This window comes from Amycolatopsis sp. N2S4-7 (assembly GCF_058119595.1).
On sequence record NZ_CP172299.1, the window covers coordinates 10,049,080 to 10,072,809 of the forward strand.

Consider the following 23,730-nt stretch of genomic DNA (forward strand, 5'->3'; position numbering starts at 1 on the left):
CACCTGCCATGGAAGCCGAGGCGCTGCTGCAGAGCCTGACCCGCGTCGTGACCGCGCTGGACGGCACGGGCATCCGGTTCGCCGTCGCCGGCGGGCTGGCGGTGTACGCCCGCGGCGGGCCGCCGTCCGACCACGACGTCGACCTGTTCCTCAAGCCCGGTGACGCCGAACGGGCGGCCGAGGTCCTCACCGCCGCCGGGCTGCGCCGCGTGCACCCGCCGGAGGACTGGCTCACCAAGGTCTACGACGGCGAGATCCTCGTCGACCTCATCCACCGGCCCAACCACCGGCCGGTGACCGACGAGCTGCTCGACCGCGCCGCGCTGATGCGGGTCGGCTCGACCGCGGCGCCCGTCGTCTGCGGCACCGACCTGCTCGTGGACAAGCTGCTCGTGCTGAGCGCGCACCGCTGCGACCTCGAGCCGCTGCTGCAGATCGCCCGCGACCTGCGCGAGCAGGTCGACTGGACCGAGGTGGCCGTCCAGGTGTCGGCGTCCCCCTACGCCCGGGCGTTCCTGAGCCTGCTCGGCGACCTGTCCGTGATCGACCCGAAGGAGGCCCTCGTGCCCGAACCGCCGCAGTACCTCGTCGCCCGGCTCAGCCGGGCCCTGGCCGAAGACCCCCGCACCGCCGAGCTCGGCGTGCACGTGACCGTCCGGGGCGAGCACGTCCACCTGACCGGCGAAGTCACCTGCCCCACGCGGAAGGCGGAGGTGGACGCCGTCGTCGCCGAGTACCTGACCGGAGAGCTGGTGCACAACGACGTCCGGGTCGCCGACGTCCGCGAACCGGCCGACGCGGAGGAGATCAGCCGATGAGGATCGCCGCGGTCGGGGACGTGCACCTGGGCGAGGACTCCCGGGGCCTGCTGCGGCCGGCCCTGGAACACCTGAGCGGCACGGCGGACGTCCTGCTGCTCGCCGGCGACCTCACCCGGCACGGCACGCTCGACGAAGCCCGCGTGGTGGCCGACGAGGTCAGCGGCCTCGGCGTGCCGATCGTCGCGGTCCTCGGCAACCACGACCACCACAGCGACGCCGGCGCCGAGATGGCCGACCTGCTTCGCGACGCGGGCGTCATCGTGCTCGAAGGCGACGCGGCCCGGTTCGACCTGCCGGACGGTTCGCTGGGCGTCGCGGGCGTCAAGGGCTTCGGCGGCGGGTTCGCGGGCAAGTGCGCCAGCCGCTTCGGCGAGCGGGAGATGAAGGACTTCGTCGAGCACACGATGGCGTCGGCGGATTCGCTGCGCGAAGCGTTGTGCAGCCTCGACACCGACGTCGTCGTCGCGCTGACCCACTACGCGCCGATCCCCGGGACCCTGCACGGCGAGCCGCCGGAGATCCACCCGTTCCTCGGCTCGTACCTGCTGTGCGAGCCGATCGACGAGGTGGGCGCGGACCTGGCGCTGCACGGGCACGCCCACTTCGGGTGCGAGCAGGGGGTGACCCCGGGCGGGGTGCGGGTGCGGAACGTGGCGCAGCCGGTGATCCGGAAGGCCTACGCGCTGTACGAACTGCACCCGGCGCAGCTCTCCGCGCGCCGGTGAGGAGACGTTCGGCCTGGCCCTCGTGGCCGACCTGCGCCGCGGCGACCGGGTTCTCCGGCCGCGCGTTCACCGGCGGGGTGCTGACCGGCGCCGGCTCGTTCCAGCTGGACGACCGCACGATCCGGCACCAGCTGCTCGGCCTGCACCAAATTCGCTACACAGTCGATCCAACGCCGGACGACTGGACGTAGAACAGCGTCGCGGTGCTCCTGCTGGGAGCCGGGGTGTTCCTCCTGCGGCCCGCTCGAGTGAAGACTTCGCGAGCGCTGGCTGCGGGGCTGGTAATCGCGGGGTACGAGTCGTGGAGCTGGGGCTTGCGTTGTCCTCGCGCTGGGGTGGTATGGCGCCCGCGGGGGCCGAAGGCTGGGCCCGCCGCCGAGCCGGTCTCGCTCCCGGCGGGGAGCCGCTCGGCTCAGCGGGAGCCACCGCCCGCCCGGCCCAGCATGAGCACCCAGCCCACTCCGCTCAGCGGGATGCGTTGGCTTGTCGGGACCGCAGGCTCGGCCGGGCGCTCCGGCTCGGGCCTCGTGCCGGGGTCAGCCGATCTGGCCCAGCGGGATGCGCTGGAACGTGATGGTCTCGTAGGGGCCGGCCGTGCCGGTTTCGTACAGCAGGCCGATCGTGCCGGGGTTGGCTTGCACCAGGTCGGAGTAGGCGGCGGGGCCCGTGGTCACCGTGCGGCCCGGGCGCCAGGTTTGTCCGCGGTCGGTGCTGAGGCGCAGCCGCATGATCGCGCGGGTGGCGGGGTCGGCCGGGCCGGAGTGCAGCAGCAGTCCCGGGATCGTCGTCTGCAGCACGCTGCCCTCGACCTTCGGCCCGGGCAGCGACGGCTGCACCCGGTACGGCCGGACCAGTGTCTCGCCGCCGTCGGTGCTGTATGCGTCGAGGCGGTGCTCGGGCGCCGATCCCTGGTTGCGGCTGGAGAAGTAGAGCGTGCCGTCGGGCAGCTCGGTCGCCGTCGTCTCGTTCGGGGCGATGACACCGTCGGTGCGGTCGTCGGTGAACCCGATCTGCCAGGTGCGGCCGTCGTCGTCGCTGTAGAGGTCGTGGCCGCCGTAGTACTTCGCCTCGGTGCCGACGTCGGCCGAGCCCGGCGGCGGAGAGCTGGAGTGGTTGGCGGGTACCACGATCCGGCCCGCGTGCGGCCCGTGCCGCAGCAGGGTGGCGTGCCCGGGAGCGGTGGCGTACCACCGCCAGCCGGGCAGCTTGGTGGTGGCGGTGATGTCCCGCGCGGCGGTCCAGGTGCGGCCGTTGTCGGCACTGCGCTGGACGAACACGCGGCGAGTGTCCTGTTCGGACGCTTCACCGGACATGATCTGCTTCTCCGAGACGCGTCCGTTGCGGACGGTCAGCAGCACCAGCGCGCCGTCGCGCGCGAGCACCGGTGTCGGGTTGCCCGCGGTCGCGTCGCCGTTGCCGGTCACGACGGAAAGGGGGCTCCAGGTGCAGCCGCCGTCGCGGGAGGTGCGCGAAACCGTCTCGATGGCCCCGGAGTCGCCGGCCGAGTCGCGCCGGCCTTCGGCGAAGGCGACCAGCGCCCCGTCCGCGGCGCGGACCACCGCGGGGATGCGGAACGTGTGGTAGCCCTCGGCGCCGGAGGTGAACGGCACGGAAGAGGCGCAGCCGTGCCCGGGCGCGGCCGCCGCGGCCGGGGTGAGGGGCAGCGTGATCGTCGCCGCCGCCAGCAGGATCGTGCCGAACCGGGAAATGGGGGACACCGGGGTTACCTCCTCGTCGAGGTAGGACATGGGATGTCTGACGTCCTATGTCCGGAGAACCTAGAGAGCCGGTGCGGCGTTCGTCAAGGGGTGAGCGGGGACGCCGAGAAGCGGACGCCCGTTCGCTGGGCGCCCGCTTGACGGGTGGTAGGAAAGTTCGGGGGCGAGCGCGTTCAGGCTCGTCGGCCGCGCGAGCGCGCCGGGTCAGGCTTGACCGCGTCGGCGTAGGGCCGGTTCAGGCTCGTCCGCCGCGGGGGTGGTTCCCGCTCAGAACTCGTCGGCCGCCGTGAGCTCGTGCTCGAAGGCGTCCGCCCGGGCGACGACCGACTTCAGGGGGCGTTCGAACTCGAGCTCGATGCTGAGCCCTTCCAGGGGCACCGTGTGCTTGAGCAGCGCGACGCCGTCCACCACCGCCGCGCCGCCGGCGGCCGATCCGCCGGCGAGTTCGAGGAGGCGGCGCAGGTCGATCTTGTCGGCCCAGCCGACCGGGGACGAAATCTCCACCCACTCGCCGCCGTCCTGGTCGGGGAGGTGGTGCGCCGTCACCTGCTGGGTCCGGTGGCCGGGGCCTTCGAGCCGGAACCGCAGCCAGCCGTCCGACTCCTCCAGGACCTCGTACCGCGTCCGGACAAAGTTGATCACGTCGGTCCAGCTGGTCACCCGTTCCGCCTTTCCCCTGTGGCCTTCTGCGCGGTCGAGCATCTCACGCCCGGCCCGGCCGCGGCACTCCGGACATCCCGGCGCCGCCGCTCAGGTCACCAGGCCCCGGCGGTAGGCGTACACCACCGCTTGCACGCGGTCCCGCAGATCGAGCTTGGTGAGGATACGCGACACGTGCGTCTTGACCGTCTCCTGGCTGATCACCAGCGTCGCGGCGATCTCGCTGTTGGAGCGGCCGTCGGCGATGAGGCGCAGGACGTCCAGCTCGCGCGGCGTCAGCGGCACGCCGTCCGGGGTGTCGCCGGCGGGGCGGATGCGCGCGGCGTACCGGCCGACCAGCTGCCGGGTCACTTCCGGGGCCAGCAGCGCGGCACCGGAGGCGACGGTCCGGATGCCGTGCAGCAGCTGCGCCGGCGGCGCGTCCTTGAGCAGGAACCCGCTGGCGCCGGCGCGCAGCGCGTCGTAGACGTACTCGTCCAGGTTGAACGTCGTCACCACGAGCACCTTGACCGGCTCGGCCACCCCGGCGCCGGCCAGCAGGCGGGTCGCCTTGATGCCGTCGAGGACCGGCATCCGCACGTCCATCACCACGACGTCCGGGCGCAGCCGGGCGGCGAGGTCGACCGCGGACCGGCCGTCGCCGCACTCGCCGACCACCTCGAGGTCGGGCTGCGCGTCGATGATCGTCGCGAACCCGGTGCGGATCAGCGCCTGGTCGTCGCAGACGAGCACGCGGATCGGCGCGGTCACGACGGGCTGCCCAGGGGGATGCGGGCCCGCACGAGGAACCCGCCGTCCCGACGGCCGGCGCTGAACTCGCCACCGAGCACGCCGACCCGTTCGCGGAGCCCGGCCAGGCCGCGCCCGCTGCCGCCGGGGGAGGTGGCGGGCGAGCCGGGGCCGTCGGTGCCGACCTCCACGGCGATCTCCCGTTCTCCGTGGCGCACGTGGACGGTGGTGCGGCTGCCGTGGGCGTGCTTCAGGGCGTTCGTCAGGGCCTCCTGGACGACGCGGTAGGCCGTCACCTCGGCGCTGCCGGTCGTCGCCACCGGCGCGCCCTCTTCGGTGAACTCCACGGGCTGCCCGGCCCGCCGCGTCCGCTCCACGAGCTCGTGGAGCTCGCCGACCGACGGGGTCCGCGGCTCGGCGCCGTGGTCCGGGTTGAGCAGGTCGAGCAGGTGACGCAGGTCCGCGATGGCCCGCCGGCCGGTGTCCGTGACGGCCGTCAGGGTCTGGTCCAGGCGGTCGGGGGAGCCGGTCAGGTAGCGCGCCGCTTCCGTCTGCACGACCATCGCCGTCACGTGGTGGGTGACGACGTCGTGGAGCTCGCGGGCGATGCGGGTGCGTTCGGCGGCGCGGGTGGCTTCGGCGAGGTGGAGGCGCTGCGCCGCCTCGGTGGCGCGGGTGCGCCGGAGCCACGTCCCGATGCCCGCCACGATGACCAGGGCCAGGTAGAACGTGACGAACCCGGTCACGCCTTCGGTCGCGCCGTGCCGGTCGAGGGCCAGCGCCAGCGGCACGTACGCGGCGGACATCAGGATCGCGGTGGTGCGCCGGTGGTGGTCCAGGTGGGCGGCCGCGCTCAGCACGGCGATCGGCAGCGCGGTGCCCGCGGCCGTGTGGTAGCCGCGGAGCTGGTCGACGGCGAAGCCGACCGACACCAGGACGAGGCAGACGGCGGGCCACCGGCGTCGCACGGCCAGCGGAGCGCATTCGAGGACGATCACGCCGAGGGCCAGCGCGTCCATCGGGCGGGTCGGCAGGTCGCCGACCTGCGTGCCGTGGCCGTCCAGGACCGGGAGCAGCGAGGCGACGGCGAGCACCAGGGCGAGCGGGACGTCCCGGACCGTGACGTCGAACCGGTGCCACCGGTCCGGGACACGCCGGAGGTCGATCACGGGACGAGGGTAGCGACCGGCGCGGCGCCCCGGCGGCGACGGGGGACGAGGTGACCGCGCCGCCGGGCCAGCCACAGGAAGACGATCGTCGCCGCCACCCCGGCCACCAGGGAGTACACGCTCGCTTCGGGCCCGAACTCGCCGCCGCTCAGCTCGGCGGGGCCGGAGAGGGCCCCGTTCAGCAGTCCCTCCGGGCCGCTCAGGCCGGAGACGTCGGTGCCGAAGAGGCCGCCCTCGGCGAAGTTCCAGCCGAAGTGCAGGCCGATCGGCACCCACAGGTTCCGGGTGGCCGCGTAGGCGGCGGCGAGCATGCCGCCGGCTTCGATCGCGATGGCGACCGAGCTCCAGAGGGTGGCGTGGGCGTTGAACAGGTGCGCGGCGCCGAAGAGCACGGCGGTCAGCGCGAGCGCGCCCCAGGTGCCGATGCGTTCCTCGACGATCCGGAACAGGACGCCGCGGAAGAGCAGCTCCTCCGTCACCGCGGCGGCGGCCGAGATGCCGACCAGCGCCACCGCGCCCGCCACCGAACCCCAGCCGAGCACGTGGTAGCCGCCGAGGAGCGCGATGTTCCCGATGACGGCCCCGAACAGCGCGACACCGATCAGCACCCCGCGGCCGACCCGGCCGGCGGCGCCCGGCCCGGCCAGCTCGTCCGGGGCGCGGTGCTCGGTCCACCGCACGACCCACCGGTACGCCAGCACGGCCAGCACCGCCGTCGCGACGCCGAGGACGAACGTGAGGGCCGGGTTCCCCTGCACGGCGCCGACGCCGAGGCTGCCCCCGAACGCGACGATCGCGACGACCGCGAGCTGCTTCACCAGTCGCATGACCATTCCTTCGTGAGAGGTCCGCGACCGGAGCGCCGCGGCTTGCACCGAACGCTAGGGAAGCCGGGGTCCGGAATCGTCACCTTGGAGAGGAGATCCGCGGGTAGCTCGCACGGGGGATGGCGAGGTTCGGGGCCCTGGCACGGGTCGGGGGAACGGCGCGGCTGGGGGAGCCGGGCAGCGCGCCGGGGCCGGGGACGCGGGGCCCGGGATCGCGGCTGCGCGCCGGATTCGGGACCGGGGGGCCGGGGATCGGGGCTGCGCGCCGGATTCGGGACGGGGGGCCGGGGAGCGCGGCTGCGTGCCGGATGCGGGACCGTGGGGCCGGGGATCGCGGCTGTGCGCCGGATGCGGGACCGTGGGGCCGGGGATCGCGGCTGTGCGCCGGATGCGGGACCGCGGGGCCCGGAATCCGTGGCAGCGCGCCGTGGCAGCGCGCCGTGGCAGCGCGCCGCGGCTGCGGGCCATGGCAGCGCGCGCCAAACCCCCCGGGCCGCGCGACCCGGACAGCCCTCGAACCCGCGCGGCTCACGGAAATCAGGCCAGCACGCCGGAAATCTCCGTCACCGTCCCTTCCGGATCGCCGTCGGCGAAGGCGCCGCGGAGTTCGCTCATCTCCTGCAGCGTCGTCTTTCCGGTCACGAACAGCGCCGCCAGCCGGGGCAACCGGTGGCCCGATGCCAGCAGGGCGCGGACCTGGGCCGTGTCCAGCTTCAGCACCCGGAGGCCGGGCAGAGAACAGACCGGTCCCCAGTCCGGGACCGCCGATCCGGCGAGGTTCAGCCGGGTCAGGCGGGGCAGCGAACTCAGCACCGTGAGGTCGAGCGGTGCGCCGACCCCCTCCAGTTCGAGGTCCCACAGCACCTCGTGCCCGGCGACCGCCGCGAGCTCCACGCGGTTCGCGCTGATCTGCAGCGACTCCAGCGCCCCGAGCCCGCCGATCGACGGGGTCACCGCGGCCGCGCGGTTGACGCTCAGCGAGCGCAGTGCCGCCAAGGGCTCGAACGCCGCCAGGTCGACGTCGCCGGCGTCGTTGAGGTAGATCTCCTGGACCAGCTCGCGTCCCGGGAGCCCGGCCACCACCGCCGTCAGGTCCAGCCCCGCCGCGTCCGAGAGCACCTCGGAGTACGACCGCACCGGGTTGTCGCGCAGCCCGGTCTCCGGGTACAGGTACTCCCCGTCCTCGTACTTGCCGGCCCGCAGCGCCTCGACGACCTCGGTGAGCATCGCGGTGATCGACGGCGACACGTACCTCAAGGGACCGTAGATGTCCCGGCCGTACTCGAGGACCTGGCCCGGGCGGCCCCGCTCGGCGGGGTCGAGGTCCGCCGCGAGGTAGTTGCACGCGCGGTCGCCGCCGAAGGTGACCCACCAATCGTTGCGGGACAGGCGTTTCACGTGGCCGAACGGCGGCGTCTCGAACACGACGCCGTCGTCCTCCAGGTCGTCTTCCCAGCCGTAGGAACCGGGTTGTCCGTCCAGGTAGTGCTCGACCAGCATGTCGAGCGGGTTGTGGGAGTACGGGCCGAGCAGGCCGGACTCCTGCGGGTCGCCGTCCGCCACGAGGTAGAGCGCGCGCAGGTCTTCCGGCAGCCGCACGCCGATCCGGGCCTCGGCGGCGGCCAGGTCGGCCTCGGTCCGGCCGGCCGGCCACGGTGGCGGGCTGCCCTTGATCCCGGTGTACAGCTCGGCGAACTCCCCGGCGAGCCGGGTCACTTCGGCGCGCACGGCCGGATCGGTCGGTGCGCCGGTCGGCTCGGCCGCCGCGGGCCGGGGCAGGCCGGGCCGCGGGTGCCCGGGGTAGCGGAACTCCTCGTCGAACACCAGCCGCCCGGGTGACACGGACGCGACGTCCGGCCGTGCGGTGAACGTGTAGGCACCGCCGGGCTCCAGCCGCACCTCCAGCACCGACGGCGGGCGTTCGAACAGCACCCGGGCGATCGGCGTGTAGTCGACGGACAGGTGCTCCCGCTCCGCCGTCCAGGCGCTGCACGAGACGGCGCCGCCGGTGTGCCGCAGCTGCAGCGTGGCCGTCGACGACGCGCCCGCGCCCGCGCGCAGTGCTTCGGCCATGGCTCTCGCGATTTCGCCGAATCCGGCGTCCCCAGAGGTCATGCGGCGGAGCCTAGCGACGGGGTCCGACAGAAACGGCCCGCCCGTCCCGGCGGTCGGCGTGTCGGGAGCCGGGTGCTCCGGCCGGGGTACGCGGGCGTGTCAGACTCCGCGGCGATGTACACCGCAGCCGATCTCGCCGACCTGCTCGAATGCGACCACCGCAGTGTGCTGAACCAGGCACTGGCCGCGGCCCTGCCGGGGGCGCCCCGGCCCGGCTCCGGACCCGATCCGGCGGAGGTCCGGCGCGGCCGTGCCGCCGCGGCGGCGATGCTCGCCCGGTTCCGCGGCGAAGGGCGCGCCGTGGCCGAGATCGACGAGCGGGACCCGGTCGCCGCCGCGACGGCGACGGAGGAGGCGGTGCGGGCCGGCGTGCCGGTGATCCACCGGGCCGTCCTGCGCGACGGCGAGTTCTCCGGGCGCGCGGACTTCCTGGTCCAGGACGGCGAAGGCCGCTACGAGGTGTACGACGCGAAGCCGGCCCGTCGGGCGAAGCCCGCCGCGGTGGTGCAGCTGACCGCGTGCGCCGACGCGGTGCGCCGGGCCGGCTGGCCCGCCGGTCCGCACCTGCACCTCGGGCTCGGCGACGGCACCACCCGGACGTTGCGGGTCGAGGACTTCCGCCCGCTCGTGGACCGCCTGCGGGCCCGGCTGCGCGGCCGGGCCCCGGCCCTGCCGTCCCGGTTGTGGGCCGACGAACGCCCGGCCTGCGCCGGGTGCGGCTTCGCCCAGCACTGCGCGTCGGCCCGGGAGGCCGACCGCGACCTCTCCCTCGTCGCCGGGATGCGCGGCGACCAGCGCCGCAAGCTGGTGGCCGCCGGGCTGGGCTCGATCGACGCGCTGGCCGCGGCCGCGCCGGGCGACCGGCCGCGCGACCTCTCCGTCACGGCGTTCGCGACCCTGCGCGCCCAGGCCGCGCTCCAGGTCCGGCAGGACGCCACCGGCGAAGTCGCCTACGAAGTCGTCGATCCCGACGCGCTGGCCGCCCTGCCGGCGCCCGCGCCGGGCGACGTGTTCCTCGATCTGGCGGGCGATCCGCACGCGCTGTCCGGCGAAGGCCTGGAGTACCTCTTCGGTGCGTTGACCGCGGACGGCGACCAGCGGTTCACGCCGTTCTGGGCGCACAGCCGGCCCCAGGAGAAGCGGGCGTTCGAGGAGTTCGTCGACTTCGCCGCGGCGCGGGTCGAAGAGCACCCCGGTTCGCACGTCTACCACTACGCGCCGTACGAGGTCACCGCGATCAAGCGGCTCGCGGCGGTGCACGGGACCCGCGAGGAGACCGTCGACCACCTGCTGCGCAGCGGGGCGGTCGTGGACCTGCACGCGGTGGTGCGCAAGGCGTTGCGCGTGTCGCAGCGGTCGTACTCGATCCGGCACCTCGAGCCGCTGTTCCGGCCCGGGGCCCGTGACGGCAGCACGAAGACGGCGATGTCGGACATCGAGGCGTACGAGGAGTACCTGGCCTTCGCGCGGTCGGGCGAGCCCGAACGGGCGGACGAGGTCCTGCGCGGCATCGGGGAAAACACCGAGTACGACTGCGTTTCGGCTCTGCGGCTGTTCGAGTTCCTGCACCAGGTCCGCGCCGAAGCCGGGGTCGACCTGCCGGCGCCGGAGGAGGAATCCGCCGAGGACGCGCTGCTCCGCGCCGCGGAGGAGGACGTCGCCGCCGAGCGGCGGGCCGAACGCGCCGCGCAGCTCGCCGCGCTGGTCGACCCCCTGATCGAGGGGCTGCCGGACGACCCGGGCGCCTTCACCGGCGACGAGCGGGCCCGCGCGCTGCTGGCGGCGTCGGTCGGCTACCACCGCCGGGAGACGAACCCCGCGTGGTGGGAGTACTTCCGCCAGCTGGCCGCCCCGCTCGGCGACCTCGAGGTCGACACCGCGTGCGCCGTTCCGGTGTCGCTCGAAGCGGGGGAGTGGGTGCCGCCGGCCGGCCGGGTTCGGAACGCGAAGCGGACGCTGCTCGTCGCGTGCGACCCGGACCGGCCGCACCCGTTCACGCCGGGCGACGACGTGCGGCTGCGCTACGGCGCCACCGCCCGGGACGCCAAGGTTGTCGCCGCGTCGGCCGTGGAGCTGACGCTGGAGGAGAGCTGCCCGCCGGACGCCACCACCGCGGACCGGCCGGTCGCGGTGCTGCCCGGCAGCCCGGTGCGGCCCTCGCCCAAGGACGAGGCGGTCGCCGACCTCGCCCGCCTGGTTGTCGACGCGCTCCCGGAGCTGCCGCGGCACCCGGGCGTCGACCTGCTTCGCCGGACACCGCCGCGGCTGCGTGGCGGGGCGGCGCTGCCCGGACCGGGGGAGGACCTGGTCGCCACGGTGATCGGCGCGGTCGAGGCGCTCGACGGCTCGGCGCTCGCGGTGCAAGGCCCGCCGGGGGCGGGCAAGACCTACCTCGCCGGGAAGCTGATCGCCCGGCTCGTGCGCGCCGGGCGGACCGTCGCGGTCACCTCCACCAGCCACAAGGCCGTCGAAAACGTGTTGAGCGCGGCGAAGAAGAGCGCGCCGGACCTGCCGTGCGCCAAGCGGGCGAAGAAGACCCCGGATCCGAAGGCGCCGTGGGAGCAGCCGAAGAGCAACCCGGCGCTGGTGAAGTGGCGCGAAGAGCACGACACCGGGCACCTGGTCGGCGGGACGGCGTGGACGTTCGCCAACGCCGCGATCCGCGAGGAACCCTTCGACCTGCTGATCATCGACGAGGCGGGCCAGTTCGCGCTCGCCGACGCGCTCGCGGTGTCGATGTGCGCGAAGAACGTCCTGCTGCTGGGTGACCCGCAGCAGCTGCCCCAGGTGGTGCAGGGGACGCACCCGGCGGGCGCGGAGGCGTCGGCGCTGGGGCACCTGATCGGCGAGGCCGACATCATGCCGCCGTCGCTGGGCTACTTCCTCGACGAGACGCGGCGGATGCACCCGGCCGTGTGCGAGCCGGTGTCGAACCTGTCCTACGCCGGCCGCCTGCACGCCCACCCTTCGGCGGCCGGCCGCGCGTTGGCCGGCGTCGCCGCGGGGCTGTACCTGGCCGAGGTCGACCACCACGGCAACACGACCCGGTCGGTGGAGGAAGCCGCCGCCGTCACCGAGATCGTGGCCGGTCTGCACGGTCGCATGTGGACGGACCAGGGGACGGCCCGGCCGCTCGGCGACGGCGACATCGTCGTCGTGGCGCCGTACAACCTGCAGGCGCGGACGGTGACCCGGGCGCTCGAAGAGGCCGGCTTCCCGGGGGTCCGGGTGGGCACGGTCGACCGGTTCCAGGGCCAGGAGGCCCCGGTGGTGATCACGACGATGACGTCGTCCTCGGCGGTCGACCTGCCCCGCGGGCTGGATTTCCTGTTGTCCCGCAACCGGCTCAACGTCGCGCTCTCGCGGGCGCAGGCGCTGGCGATCCTGGTGTGCTCGCCCCGGCTCGTCGAGGCGGACATCCGCACGGTGGAGGAGATGCGGCTCGTGGCGGGCATGATCGGCCTGATGACCGGGGCCGAGCCGTGGGCCGCGGGGTCCCGGATGGGTGTCGGCACGTCGGCGTAGCGCGCCGAGCCCGTCACCGGGTGCGGGCCCGCAGGTGGGCGCGTTCCCCCTGCCGTCCGAAGAGGATGAGCAGTTCGACCGCCTTGCCGTCGGCGCTGCCGAGCCAGTGCGGGACCGTCGTGTCGAACTCCGCGGCCTCGCCCGGCGGCAGCACCAGGTCGAGCTCGCCGAGGACCAGCCGCAGGCTTCCGTGGAGCACGTAGAGCCATTCGTGGCCGTCGTGGGTCTGGTGGTCCGGCTCCAGCGGGCGGCCCGTGCCCGGGATGATCATCTTGTACGCCTGCATCCCGCCCGGGCGGCGGGACAGCGGCACGAACGTCATGCCGTGGCGCCGGATCGGCGTCAGGTGGATCCGGGGGTCGCCGGTGCGGGGCGCGCCGACGAGGTCGTCCAGCGGGACGTGGTGCGCGCGGGCCAGCGGCAGCAGCAGTTCCAGGCTGGCCCGTCGTTGACCGCTCTCCAGCCGGGACAGCGTGCTCTCCGAAATCCCGGTGGTGGCGGCCAGTTCGGCCAGGGTCAGCCCGCGGTGCCGGCGCAGCGCCCGGAGCCGGGGCCCGACCGCGTGCAGGACGTCGTCCAAGTCGTCGCTCACCCGGCCATCTTGCCGAAACCGCAAGAACGCGTGCCAGAACGGGGGCCGCTCGGCCACGGTGGAGCCCATGACCACCGACGCCACCCGATTCTGGGACGACCACTACACGACCACGCGAGCCGAGCCCCGCGGCAACGTCCGGCTGGCCGAGGTCGCCGCCGAGCTGGAGCCCGGTGAGGCCCTCGACCTCGGCTGCGGCGCCGGCGGCGACACGCTGTGGCTCGCCCGCCGCGGCTGGCGCGTGACCGCGGCCGACATCTCCGGCGTCGCCGTCGCCCGCCTGGCCGAGCGCGCCCGGGCCGTCGGGCTCGGCGACCGCGTCACCGCCGAGCGGCACGACCTCGCCGTCACCTTCCCCGCCGGGGCCTTCGACCTCGTCTCGGCGCACTACCTGCACACGTCCTTCCCGCTGGACCGCGCCCGCGTGCTGCGGCAGGCCGCGTTCGCGCTGGCGCCCGGGGGACGGCTGCTGGTTGTCGACCACGGGTCGGTCGCGCCGTGGTCCTGGAACCAGGACCCGGACGCCCGGTTCCCGTCCCCGCGGGAGGTGGCCGGGACGCTGGACCTCGACGCCGGGTGGACCGTCGAACGCGCGGACGCCCTTTCGCGCCGGGCCACCGGGCCCGGCGGGCGGACCGCCGACGTCGTCGACCACCTCCTGCTGATCCGCCGCACCCGCTGAACCCCGCTGGACCCCGAGGAGGACCCCCCATGCCCCGCCGACGCGACACCCCGCCCCCGCGCACCGGGCCCGGCGAAAAGGAAGTGCTGCGCGGATTCCTCGACCAGCTGCGGGCCGCGGTGGCCGCCAAGGCCGAGGGCGTGCCGGAGCCGCAGGTCCGGACGCCCGGCGTGCCGTCGGGCACCTCGCTGCTCGGCCTGGTCCGGCACCTGACCCACGTCGAGCGGTTCACGTTCCTCGGCGAGAAGACGGCCGACTGGCCCGGTACGTTCCGCCCGCGTCCGGACGAGACAGCCGAAACCCTCCTGGCCGGCTACCGCGCGGCGGTCGAGCGGGCGAACGCGGTCATCGACGCCTGCGCGGACCTGACCGAACCGGTCGCCCGCCCCGGCGGCTCCGCGCCCTCGATGCGCTGGGCGCTGGTCCACATGATCGAGGAGACCGGCCGCCACGCCGGGCACGCGGACATCCTGCGCGAGCTGATCGACGGCAGCACCGGCCGCTGACCCCGGCTTCAGCCCGTCATCGGCACCACGGCGGCCACCATCACCACCAGCGCCCCGACCTCCAGCAGCAGCGCGGCGAACAGGATCCGGGCCCGGCGCCGGTCCACCGCGCGCAGCTCGGTCAGCAGGCGGGCGAGGACCTCGTGCTCGGCACGGACGGTCGCCGGGTTGTCGTCGTCCCCGTCCGCGGCGGCGAACCCGGCGGCGTCGACGACGGGCACGCGCGCGGGCAGGCCTGCCGCGGCGACGCAGACCAGGCTGCCGAGTGCCACCACGAGCAGCACGACGACCGTCGCGCCGAGCATGTCCAGGCGTCCGGCGCCGATGCCTCCGCCTGATGGGCGTCGCGCTGGACCTGGATCGCGTCGTAGGCCGCCCTGCTCCGGGAGACCGCTTCTCTGGGTGGCGGCGGTGGTGACCGCGGTGGCGTGGTCTTCGACGGGCCGCGGCAGCCTCGGCGCGTAGGCCGCCGGGCGGGGCCGCGAACCGGCGTCGACGGCGCGGCCCATTCCGAAGCCGAAGAGCGTGAACCCCCGGGCCCACCCGTTCACGCCACGGGCGCGCACGCAGGCGGCTCAGGCGGTGCGCCCGATCGGCAGCGACGAGGTCAGCGCTCCGGCCGTCACCCCCGCGCCCACTCCGGCCCAGGCCAGCGGACCCAGCGGGGTGCAGCCGAAGAACCGGCTGACCCCCGGCGTCTGGACGATCGCCGCCAGCGCGAGCGCGGACCCCACGGCCGTGCCGACCACCAGCGGGCTGCGGCGGCGGCCGCGCAGGGTCTGGGCCAGCTGGGTGCCCACCAGCCCGCACAGCGCCATCGTGCTGGTGCGGCGCACGGTGCCGGGGGTGAACCGGCCGATCAGCCACGCCGTCGTCGCGCCGACGCCGGTCGTCACGCCGCGGGCGGTGATGTCGTGGGACAGCCGCTCGCCGAGGCCGGCCGGGCCGTCGGCGCCGCCGTCGTCGTCCGGGCGGGTGACCGCCACCGCCATCGCCGGGAACAGGTCGGTGAGCAGGTTGACCAGCAGCAGCTGCCGGGTGCCGAGCGGGGAGTCGCCCGAAAGCAGCGTGCCCAGCACCGAAAAGCCGATCTCGCCCGCGTTGCCGCCGACCAGGATGACGACGGCGTCGGACACGCTGCGCCACAGCGCGCGGCCTTCCGCGACCGCCTCGAGCAACACGGTCAGGTCGCCGTCGGTCAGCGCGAGGTCGGCCGCGGTGCGGGCGGCGGTCGACGACCGGGCCCGCACGCCGATGCCGACGTCCGCGGCGCGGATGGCCGCCGCGTCGTTCGCGCCGTCGCCGACCATCGCGGTCACCCGCCCGGCCTCGCGCAGCGCCTCGACGACCTGCAGCTTCTGCTCCGGCGCGACCCGGGCGATCACCCCGGCGCCGTCCAGCAGCCGGGCGCGGCCGGCGCGGTCGAGCGCGGCGAGCTCGTCCCCGGTGACGACCTCGGTGTCTTCCGGCCAGCCGAGCGACGTCGCGATGGCCCGCGCGGTGTTGGGGTGGTCGCCGGTGAGCATCACCGGCGCGACCCCGGCCGCGCGCAGGCCGCCGATCAGCGGCTCGGCCGTCTCGCGCAGGGTGTCCGCGAGCCCGACGAACCCGAGGAACTCCAGCTCCGTCAGCACGTCCCGGTCGTCGCCGTCGAGCAGCTGCGCCTCCGCGACCGTGCGGGACGCGACCGCGAGGACGCGCAATCCCTTGTCCGCCAGCACTTCTCCGGCCTTCGCCAGTTCGGCCGCTCCCGAACACGCGGGCAGCACGATCTCCGGCGCGCCCTTGACGAGCAGCACCGGCTCGCCGTCGCCGTCCCGCCCGACCGTCGCCGAATAGCCCCGGTTCGCCTCGAACGGCTGACCGGCGAGTTCGGTCCAGCCGTCGTCCGGGCCGGCGGCGTCCAGCACGGCGTGGTCGGTGGCGTGGGCCCGCACGTGCGGATCGTCGAGCGTGCCCGGGCACGCGCGGGCGGCGGCCCGCAGCACGGCGTCCTCGGGCCCCGGCTCGCGCGCCTGGCCGTCGGGGCCGGTTGTCGCCACGACGCGCAGCCGGTTCTCCGTCAGCGTGCCGGTCTTGTCGAAGCACACGACGTCCAGGCGGCCCAACGCTTCCAGCGCGCGGGGGGCGCGCACGAGCAGGCCGCGGGCGGACAGCCGCCGCGCCGCCGCCCGCTGCGCCACCGTGGCCACCAGCGGCAGCCCCTCGGGCACCGCGGCGACGGCGATCGCGACGCCGCCGGCCAGCGCGCGGCGCAGCGGACGGCCGCGGATCGCCGAGAGGCCCGTGACGAGCGCGCCGCCGAGCATCGTCAGCGGCAGGGCGCGGCGGGTGAGGTCCTGGAGCCGGGCCTGGATGCCCACCGCGGCGGACGTGCGGGTGGCCAGCTCGACCGCGCGGCCCGCCACCGTCTCGGCGCCGGTCGCCACGACCACCGCCGTCCCCTCGCCGCTGACCACCGTCGTGCCGGCGAAGACGAGGCAGCTGCGCTCGGCCATCGGCGCCCCCGGCACCGGGTCGAGCTGCTTGGCGACCGGGAGGGATTCACCGGTCAGCGCGGATTCGTCGACCTCGAGATCGGTGCCGGTGAGCAGGCGGGCGTCGGCGGGGACGACGTCGCCGACGCGCAGCTCGATCCGGTCGCCGGGCTTCAGCACCCGCGCGTCGACGACCCGGCCGCCCTCCTTGCGGGCCCGCTGCCGCTCCCCGTCCCGCAGCTTGGCCAGCGCCCGGCGGCCGCGGAACTGCTGGGCCCCGCCGACCGCGGCGTTGAGCCCCATCGCCGCGGCCACCAGGAGCGCGTCCACCGGCGAGCCGACCACCGCCGACGCCACCGCGCCGAGGGCCAGCACCGGGGTCAGCGGGTCGTTCAGCTCGGCGACGACGTCGGCGGCCAGGCCCGTCCCGAACCGGACCGGCGCCGCGGCCGGGTGCCGCGCGACGGTGCCGGCCACCGCCCGCACCCGCCGCGTGGCCAGGTCCCACGGCGTCGGCTCGGTTTCGCCGGCTTCGAGCCGCCGGACGACCTCGTCGGCGGTCAGCTCGTGCCAGTCGACCCGGACCCGGCCGGCGGGCGGCCGGGCCGCGGCCACGCGCACCGCGGCGAGCCAGCCCATCGCCAGCCCGGTCAGCCCGCCGAGGGCGACCGGGTCCAGCCGGGGCACCGGCGGGAACAGGGGCCGCCGGGAGCCGGGGCGGCGGCCGGACATCAGCAGCAGCCCGCCGAGCAGGCCCCCGGCGGTGGCCACCCGGGTGGCGCGCCTGCTGTTCGCCCGCGCGGCGGCGGCCGCGCGCAGCACCCGCCACACGCCGGGCAGCCCGGGCCGGACGATGAGGTCGGCGCCCCACAGCACCGGGGCGTTCCGGTCGGCGAGCGCGACGCACAGATCACCGGCGAGCAGGCCCGCCACGTCGTCGGAGCCCGGACCGCACCGCGGGGCCGGCCGCCCGACGGTGAGCACGACCCGGCCGTCGTCCTGCAGCCGCGTCACCAGCCCGGCGAACGTCTCGTCCGCGCCGGTGGGGACGACGTCGTCGGCGAGCGCGGCGAACTCGCCCAGCCGCTCGCGGGCGTCCTCCCCGGCGATGACCACCCGCGCCTCGGCGCGCCGGGCCGCGTCCAGCACGGCCTCGGCGTGCGGGTCCAGCCCGTCGGCGCCGTGCAGCGCGTCGGCGTGCAGGACCACGGTGTCCACGGTGTCGAGGGCCTTGAGCCGGTCCGGGTCGCGGACGAGCACCCCTTCGCGGGCGAAGGCGGTGCCCATCGCGGTGTGGAAGGCGGTGTCGGCGTACCGGGCGGGCATCGGCGAGGCCGCGAGGAACGCTTGGGCCGCTTCGCGCGCGTTGCGGCGCACCAGCAGATCGGCCAGCGCGCCGAGCAGGCCGCCACCGACGGATTTGCTCGCGTAGTCCTCCATGGGCACGCGGACCCGCCGCGGGGACGGCGTCACGCCGAGGCTGGGCCGCTCCGGCGAGCAGAGCTCGTCGTGCCCGGCGTCGAAGGCGGTGAGGCGGGCGATCGCCTCGGTGAGCTGCCCGGTGCGCAGGACGGCGTCCAGCGCCAGCTCCAGGGGGTCCTGGCTGAACCCCCGCACCGCGGCGGAGACCCCCGACCGCACGAGTTCGGCGGTGTACCAGCCGAACTGCTCGTCCAGGGCCGCCCGGACGGCGGGGTGCTCCCGGGCCGCGGACACCGCCGCCCGCGCCGCCTCGTGGATCCGGCCGGTGCGCACCGCGCGGGTGCCGACCGACACGGCGAGGCCGGCGACGTCCATCGCCAGTGCGAGCGCCGCCATCCGCACCCCGTAGGTGTCGCCCGGGTGGGCCGGGGCGCAGTCGCCCGGTTCGGCCGGGGTCAGCCCGTGCCGCTCGCAACGGGCGGAGATCCGGTCGAGCACGGCGGCCACGGCCGCGTCCTCGGCCAGGTAGAGCACCAGGCTGCCGAGCCCGCCGTCCCAGTACGCGCCGTCGACGCCGGCGTGCGTGGCCACCTCGGCGGCGAACGCGGGCCCGTCCGGCCGGGCCGCGTCGTCGCCCGGCCGCAGCGGCACGTGCAGCCGCCGCCCCGCCCGCCACACGGCCGTGCGCGTGCCCGCGGCGTTGCGCACGACCCGCGCGGCGCGCACGGCCGTGCGGCTGGACGTGCGGGTCGCCGCGCCCGCGGTCCCGGCCGCGCCCGCGGCCAGTTCGCCGACGAGCGGGCCGACGGCCGCAACGGCCTTCTTCGCCTCCTGGGTCACGAGGACCGGGCCGACCAGGGCGAGCGTCAACCCGGCCTTCGTCATCGTGAGCAAGCTTCCGAGCACACCGACCTCCGCCGTCCGAGCAGTCCCCGACTGGCTTCCCCGGTGGGCGGAGATCAAACTCCGGCACCTCGTCCGGGCGAACGGCAGCCCCCAGCCTACCGGCCGTGGCCGCCGCGGAAAAGGGTTCCCGGCGCCGGGACGAATGCGCCGCACCGGATTCTGGACTCGCCGTCCGGGCGCCAGTAGTTTTTGCGGGAAACGGCGTTCGCGGGTACGGAATCGGACAGGAGGAACCGGCGATGCCCCTCGTGCAGGTGAACTGGTGGAAAGGTGTGGGCGCGGCCGAACGGCGCCAGCTCGTCGAAGAGGTGACGAGCACGGTGGCGCGGGTGGCCAAGTGCCCGGAAGCGGCGGTCACCGTGATCATCACCGACGTCGAGACCGATTACTGGGGGAGGGGCGGGAAACTGGCCGCCGACCTCTGAGCCGCCACCGTCCACTGCGGACCGGGACCTCGTCCCGGTCCGCAGTCGCGCTTTCGGAGGTGGAATCGAAGCCCCGCCCGGTTCTGGTTTCCTTCTCGGTTCGCGTGTTAATTTCGCGGCACGGCCGAAATGGGCCGAGCATTCCCGCCGAAATCCGGAACCGCCCGACGAAAGGGGACGTGGCCGCCGTGACCGAACAGATCGCCGCCGGACCCAGTAGCACCGCCGAACGCACCGCTTTGTGGCGTGCCCTGCACGTCCGGCACGACGACCCGCCCGCCGTGCTCGACGACGAGATCGGGCTCCGGCTGGCCGGCCCCGCCGACGACTGGCGGCAGCGACCCGAAATGGACCCGGACGACAACCCGTTCGCGCGCGCCGCCGTCATCACCCGCTCCCGGTTCGCCGAAGACGTCGTCGAGGAGCAGGCCGGCCTCGGCGTCGGCCAGTACGTCATCCTCGGCGCGGGGCTGGACACCTTCGCCCAGCGCCGGCCCGGGCTCGCCGGGCGGCTGCGGGTGTTCGAGGTCGACCCGCCGGGGCCGCAGCTGTGGAAGCGGCGGCGGCTCGAAGAGCTCGGCTTCGGTGTCCCGGACTGGCTGACCTTCGTGCCGTTCGACTTCGAGTCGGGCGGATCCTGGTGGGACGAGCTGCGGGCGGCGGGTTTCGACGCCGGACGGCCGGCGGTCCTCGCGTCGGTCGGGCTCAGCACCTACCTCAGCCGCGACGCCATCCTGGCCATCCTCCGCCAGGCCGCCGCCCTCGCCCCGGGGTCGACCTTCGTCATGACCTTCCAGCTGCCGCTGGAACTGGTCGAGCCCGGCCCGCGTGAACTCCGCGCCGCGGTGGAGAAGGCCGCCCGCGCCTCCGGCACGCCGTTCACGAGCTTCTTCGCCCCCGGCGAGATCGTGAAACTCGCCCGGGACGCGGGTTTCCGCGCGGTCGACCACGTTTCGGCCGCGCAGCTCACCGCGCGCTACTTCGCCGGCCGCGCCGACGGTCTCCGTCCGTCCAATGCGGAGGAACTGCTCGTCGCCACCACCTGACGTCAGGTCGAGGCGAGGAGGAACGGTTCGCCGGCCGCCGGGCGGAAGTCGTCGGTCCGCCCGGCGAAGTAGCGGTCGGTGACCTCTTCGGTGGAGACGTACCGGACCTCGCGGAAGCCGGCTTCCCTGGCGAGCGCCAGCATCTCGTCGGCGCTGAACGTGCTGCGGAACCGGATGCGCGGCCCCGGCTTCGCCTTGCCGGGCTCCTGCGGTTCGTCGAAGGCGGTGGGGAGGATGAAGGTCATGGCCAGCGTCGAGCCGGGCACGGCCCGCGCGGCCTGGGCCAGCGTGTCCACCACGGCGTCCCGGGTGAGGTACATCGTGACGCCCGCGCAGGCCAGCACGACCGGCTTCGCCGGGTCGAACCCGCTTTCGGCCAGCCGGTCCCACCACGATTCGCCGGCCTCGAAGTCGACCGGCACCAGCCGCAGCCACTCCGGGACGCCGTGGCCCAGCTCGGCCAGCCGCCGCCGCTTCCACGCCTGCGTGGCCGGCTGGTCGACCTCGAACACCCGCAGCCGCCCGGCGAACTCCGGACGGCGCTGGGCGAAGGTGTCCAGCCCCGCGCCGAGGATCACGTACTGCCCGACCCCGGCGGCGCACCGCTCGGCGACGAGGTCCTCGACGAGCCGGGCGCGGGCGACCACACCGGCCCGGAACCCCGCCATGCCCGGCCCGGCCATGTCCGGGCGCCCCCGCCAGTCTTCGCCGGGCGCGGCCAGGTGCAGGCCGATCTCGTCCTCGATCACGTGCGGCGGCGGGTCGACCTGGACGTGCAGGGCGCGCCACAGGGCGGTGCGCACGGCGGTCTGGTCCGGCTCCGCGGTTTGCTCGACAGGCACGACGCACTCTCCCTGGATCGGCGGCGGGGGATGCCGGAAAGGGCCCTGCCGCCGAGTTTTCGCGGTGCGCGCACCCGTCGTCAAGCTCGTGCGAATGGGGAGATTCCCCACTCGGACGCGGCGGCCTTGCCGGGCCGTGAACACGCACTCTATAAACGGCATCGACCGGAGGAAAGTCGTCCCGACAGGACGGATGCATTCTCATGACCGATCTGGACAAGCCGGCCCGCTACGTGTTCGACCCGTTCGCGCCCGGAGTTTCCGACAACCCGTACCCGCACTACGCGAAGCTGCGCGAAACCGACCCGGTGCACGAACACCCGGCCGGGTTCTGGATCGTGTCCCGGCACGCCGACGTCGTCGCCCTGCTGCGGGCCAAGCACTCCGTGGAGGACGACAACGTCACCAAGAGCCGGATCCACGCACTGTCCATGATGGACCAGGATCCGCCGGACCACACGCGGCTGCGCAAGCTGCTCATGAAGGTGTTCACCGAACGCGCCATCCAGGGGCTCGCGCCGCGGATCACCGAGCTCGTCGACGAGCGGCTGGACCGCGTCGCCCGGCTCGCCGCCGAACACGGCCGGGCCGACGTGCTCGCCGAGCTGGCCTACCCCCTGCCGCTGCTCGTGATCTGCGAAATGCTGGGCATGGAAGCGGATTACGAATGGCTGCGCGACCGCGCCGCGGTCCTGGCGCATTCGCTGGAGCCGGTCGCCGAGCCGACCCCGGAGCTGATCAAGGCGATCGAGACGGCCGAAACCGAGCTCGTCGACCGGATCGCCGGCGTCATCGACGCGAAGCGCCGCGCCCCGGCCGACAACCTGCTGACGGCGTTGATCCAGGCCGAGGACGGCGGCGACGTCCTCAGCGACGAAGAGCTGATCGCCCAGGTCGTGCTGCTGTACCTGGCCGGCTACGCCACCACGATGAACCTGCTCGCCAACGGGATCGTGGCGCTGCTGCGCCACCCCGCGCAGCTCGAGCTGCTGCGCGCCCGCCCGGACCTGGACGCGAACGCGGCGGACGAGCTGCTGCGGTACGACACGTCCGTGCAGTACTCGCGGCGGATCACCCTCGCCCCCCACGAAGCCGGGGGCAAGGTGATCCCGCCGGGGGCGACGGTCCTGGCCGGGCTCGCCTCGGCGAACCGCGACGAGGCGGTCTTCGGGCCGACCGCCGCCGAACTGCGCCTGGACCGGCCGGACGCGCGGCTGCACGTGGCCTTCGGCGGCGGGCCGCACCACTGCCTCGGGGCCGCGCTGGCCCGGCTGGAGATCCGGATCGCCGTGCCCCGCCTGGTGCGCCGGTTCGAGCGGCTGGCGCTGGCGGAGGAGATCGCCTGGCACCCGTTCATGATCACGCGGGGCCCGGTCGCCGTCCCGGTCACCGTGTAGGCGTTTCACCGATTCGTGAAGACCCCGTTGAAGGACTGGGAGTCCCTCAACGGGGTCTTCTCGGCGTTCAGCGGGGTTTGACGCCCGTCTGGAGGTTGAGCCCGCCGCTGGCGGCCAGGCGCACCGGCTTGGCCGGGTCGAGGCCCGCGGCGCGCTGCCACGACGCGATCTGCTCCGGCGACCACGTGCCGGACTCGCTGGCCAGCGCGAAGTAGAAGTCCCGCAGCGCGGCCAGCTGCTCCGCCTTGCCGTGGCCGCTCGCGGCCGGGAACTCCGCGACGGTGTACGTACCGCCGGGGCGCAGGGCCCTGGCCACCTTCGCGGTCAGTTCGCGGTTCTGCTCGTCGCTGAAGTGGTGCGCGACGCCGATGATGATCACCGCGTCGTAGCACTCTTCCCCGAAGTCGTCGGTCAGCGCGTTGCCGGCCTGGTGGCGGACGCGGTCACCCATGCCGTCCTCCGCCAGCAGCGGCGCCGCGTGGCGCACCGCGTCGGGCAGGTCGAACACGACGGCCCGCAGCCGCGGGTGGCGGCGGCACACCGCGACCGAATAGGCGCCGTGCGAGCCGCCGATGTCGAGCAGGTCGGTGGCGCCCTCGGGCACCGGGATCGCCTTGGCGACCATGCCGGTCTGCCCGTGGGTCAACGCTTTCATGCCGCGCTGGTAGGAGTCCCAGACGTCGTCGTCCATGCCGGTGTGGAAGTCGAGCGGCCGCCCGCTGCGCAGGTACTCGTCGGCGCGCTGCATGAGGCCGAGTTCGTAGAACTGCAACAGCAGCTTGTCGTTCACCGCGTGCGGGCTCGTGGTGACCAGCCACTTCCGCGACAGCGAGGTCAGCTCGTACTGGTCGCCGCGGGCCCGCAGGTAGCCCGAGGTCACCAGCGACGGCAGGATCTTCGCGGTGCTGACCGGATGGGTCCCGCAGTCGGCCGCGATCTTTTCGGCCGTGGCCGGGCCGGCGGCCAGCGCGTCGAACAGGCCGACCTTCACCGCCGCCATGATGACCTGGACGTAGGTGCCCCCGACCTGGGTGTCGAGGACCGGCCGCGCGATCAGGTTGAACTTGATGAGCAGCCATTCAAGGGGATTGCTTGCCATTAAGCCGAATCGCATGGCCAGAGCATAACCGCGCGGGCCGGTGCGGC

At 74.7% G+C, this 23,730-nt stretch carries 20 protein-coding genes; 9 read left to right on the forward strand and 11 right to left on the reverse strand.

Annotated elements, in window-relative coordinates; genetic code table 11:
- Nucleotides 1–8 precede the first annotated feature (8 nt).
- The 3 genes from ACH54P_RS47555 to ACH54P_RS47565 are packed head-to-tail and all read left to right on the forward strand — an operon-like array spanning nt 9 to nt 1,737.
- Entirely contained in the window at nt 9–818 is an 810-nt protein-coding gene (locus ACH54P_RS47555) for a nucleotidyltransferase family protein (RefSeq protein WP_489909899.1), read from the forward strand.
- A complete protein-coding gene (locus ACH54P_RS47560; RefSeq protein ID WP_489909900.1) occupies nt 815–1,546 on the forward strand; it encodes a metallophosphoesterase family protein in 732 nt (243 codons plus the stop codon). The genes ACH54P_RS47555 and ACH54P_RS47560 overlap by 4 nt, the downstream gene beginning before the upstream one ends.
- Entirely contained in the window at nt 1,543–1,737 is a 195-nt protein-coding gene (locus tag ACH54P_RS47565; RefSeq protein ID WP_489909901.1) for a DUF2243 domain-containing protein, read from the forward strand. Before ACH54P_RS47560 ends, ACH54P_RS47565 begins: the two co-directional genes overlap by 4 nt.
- Before the next feature lie 345 nt (nt 1,738–2,082).
- Here ACH54P_RS47565 and ACH54P_RS47570 read toward each other — a convergent pair whose 3' ends face one another.
- The 6 genes from ACH54P_RS47570 to ACH54P_RS47595 form a co-directional block, all read right to left on the reverse strand.
- Nucleotides 2,083–3,264: a sialidase family protein gene (locus ACH54P_RS47570; RefSeq protein WP_489909902.1), complete on the reverse strand. Its 1,182-nt coding sequence runs from the start codon at nt 3,262–3,264 to the stop codon at nt 2,083–2,085.
- A gap of 267 nt (nt 3,265–3,531) precedes the next feature.
- Nucleotides 3,532–3,924, reverse strand: coding sequence for a hypothetical protein (locus ACH54P_RS47575; protein WP_489909903.1), 393 nt, complete (start codon nt 3,922–3,924; stop codon nt 3,532–3,534).
- A gap of 90 nt (nt 3,925–4,014) precedes the next feature.
- The gene (locus ACH54P_RS47580) at nt 4,015–4,674 is read right to left on the reverse strand and encodes a response regulator (protein WP_489909904.1); all 660 of its coding nucleotides are present in this window, start codon (nt 4,672–4,674) and stop codon (nt 4,015–4,017) included.
- Nucleotides 4,671–5,822 carry a sensor histidine kinase gene (locus ACH54P_RS47585; RefSeq protein ID WP_489909905.1) on the reverse strand — a complete coding sequence of 384 codons (1,152 nt, stop codon included), beginning with the start codon at nt 5,820–5,822 and terminating at the stop codon, nt 4,671–4,673. The genes ACH54P_RS47580 and ACH54P_RS47585 overlap by 4 nt, the downstream gene beginning before the upstream one ends.
- Nucleotides 5,819–6,649: a CPBP family intramembrane glutamic endopeptidase gene (locus tag ACH54P_RS47590; protein ID WP_489909906.1), complete on the reverse strand. Its 831-nt coding sequence runs from the start codon at nt 6,647–6,649 to the stop codon at nt 5,819–5,821. Before ACH54P_RS47590 ends, ACH54P_RS47585 begins: the two co-directional genes overlap by 4 nt.
- 537 nt (nt 6,650–7,186) lie before the next feature.
- Nucleotides 7,187–8,764 carry an SMI1/KNR4 family protein gene (locus ACH54P_RS47595; RefSeq protein WP_489909907.1) on the reverse strand — a complete coding sequence of 526 codons (1,578 nt, stop codon included), beginning with the start codon at nt 8,762–8,764 and terminating at the stop codon, nt 7,187–7,189.
- Nucleotides 8,765–8,878: 114 nt separating this feature from the next.
- On the opposite strand from ACH54P_RS47595, the gene ACH54P_RS47600 reads away from it, so the two are divergent.
- Entirely contained in the window at nt 8,879–12,289 is a 3,411-nt protein-coding gene (locus ACH54P_RS47600) for a TM0106 family RecB-like putative nuclease (protein WP_489909908.1), read from the forward strand.
- A gap of 13 nt (nt 12,290–12,302) precedes the next feature.
- Here the strand turns inward: ACH54P_RS47600 and ACH54P_RS47605 are convergent, their stop codons facing one another.
- Complete coding sequence (locus ACH54P_RS47605; protein ID WP_489909909.1) at nt 12,303–12,881, reverse strand: helix-turn-helix domain-containing protein; 579 nt, start codon at nt 12,879–12,881, stop codon at nt 12,303–12,305.
- Nucleotides 12,882–12,948: 67 nt separating this feature from the next.
- Here ACH54P_RS47605 and ACH54P_RS47610 point away from each other — a divergent pair, with 67 nt between their 5' ends.
- The gene (locus ACH54P_RS47610) at nt 12,949–13,563 is read left to right on the forward strand and encodes an SAM-dependent methyltransferase (RefSeq protein ID WP_489909910.1); all 615 of its coding nucleotides are present in this window, start codon (nt 12,949–12,951) and stop codon (nt 13,561–13,563) included.
- Between the two features lie 29 nt (nt 13,564–13,592).
- A complete protein-coding gene (locus tag ACH54P_RS47615) occupies nt 13,593–14,069 on the forward strand; it encodes a DinB family protein (protein WP_489909911.1) in 477 nt (158 codons plus the stop codon).
- Nucleotides 14,070–14,077: 8 nt separating this feature from the next.
- Here ACH54P_RS47615 and ACH54P_RS47620 read toward each other — a convergent pair whose 3' ends face one another.
- Both ACH54P_RS47620 and ACH54P_RS47625 read right to left on the reverse strand, forming a co-directional pair.
- Nucleotides 14,078–14,374 (reverse strand): hypothetical protein, encoded by a 297-nt coding sequence (locus ACH54P_RS47620; RefSeq protein ID WP_489909912.1) that lies wholly within the window; start codon nt 14,372–14,374, stop codon nt 14,078–14,080.
- A 270-nt stretch (nt 14,375–14,644) separates the two neighbouring features.
- Nucleotides 14,645–18,874: a cation-translocating P-type ATPase gene (locus ACH54P_RS47625; protein ID WP_489909913.1), complete on the reverse strand. Its 4,230-nt coding sequence runs from the start codon at nt 18,872–18,874 to the stop codon at nt 14,645–14,647.
- A 239-nt stretch (nt 18,875–19,113) separates the two neighbouring features.
- Here ACH54P_RS47625 and ACH54P_RS47630 point away from each other — a divergent pair, with 239 nt between their 5' ends.
- Nucleotides 19,114–19,299, forward strand: coding sequence for a tautomerase family protein (locus ACH54P_RS47630; RefSeq protein WP_489909914.1), 186 nt, complete (start codon nt 19,114–19,116; stop codon nt 19,297–19,299).
- Between the two features lie 188 nt (nt 19,300–19,487).
- Entirely contained in the window at nt 19,488–20,345 is an 858-nt protein-coding gene (locus ACH54P_RS47635; RefSeq protein WP_489909915.1) for a class I SAM-dependent methyltransferase, read from the forward strand.
- Between the two features lie 2 nt (nt 20,346–20,347).
- Here the strand turns inward: ACH54P_RS47635 and ACH54P_RS47640 are convergent, their stop codons facing one another.
- The gene (locus ACH54P_RS47640) at nt 20,348–21,187 is read right to left on the reverse strand and encodes a class I SAM-dependent methyltransferase (RefSeq protein WP_489909916.1); all 840 of its coding nucleotides are present in this window, start codon (nt 21,185–21,187) and stop codon (nt 20,348–20,350) included.
- Nucleotides 21,188–21,390: 203 nt separating this feature from the next.
- On the opposite strand from ACH54P_RS47640, the gene ACH54P_RS47645 reads away from it, so the two are divergent.
- On the forward strand, nt 21,391–22,584 hold the full coding sequence (locus tag ACH54P_RS47645) for a cytochrome P450 (RefSeq protein ID WP_489909917.1): 1,194 nt from the start codon (nt 21,391–21,393) through the stop codon (nt 22,582–22,584).
- 67 nt (nt 22,585–22,651) lie between these two features.
- On the opposite strand, the gene ACH54P_RS47650 is transcribed toward ACH54P_RS47645, so the two are convergent.
- Complete coding sequence (locus ACH54P_RS47650) at nt 22,652–23,698, reverse strand: methyltransferase (protein WP_489909918.1); 1,047 nt, start codon at nt 23,696–23,698, stop codon at nt 22,652–22,654.
- Nucleotides 23,699–23,730 lie beyond the last annotated feature (32 nt).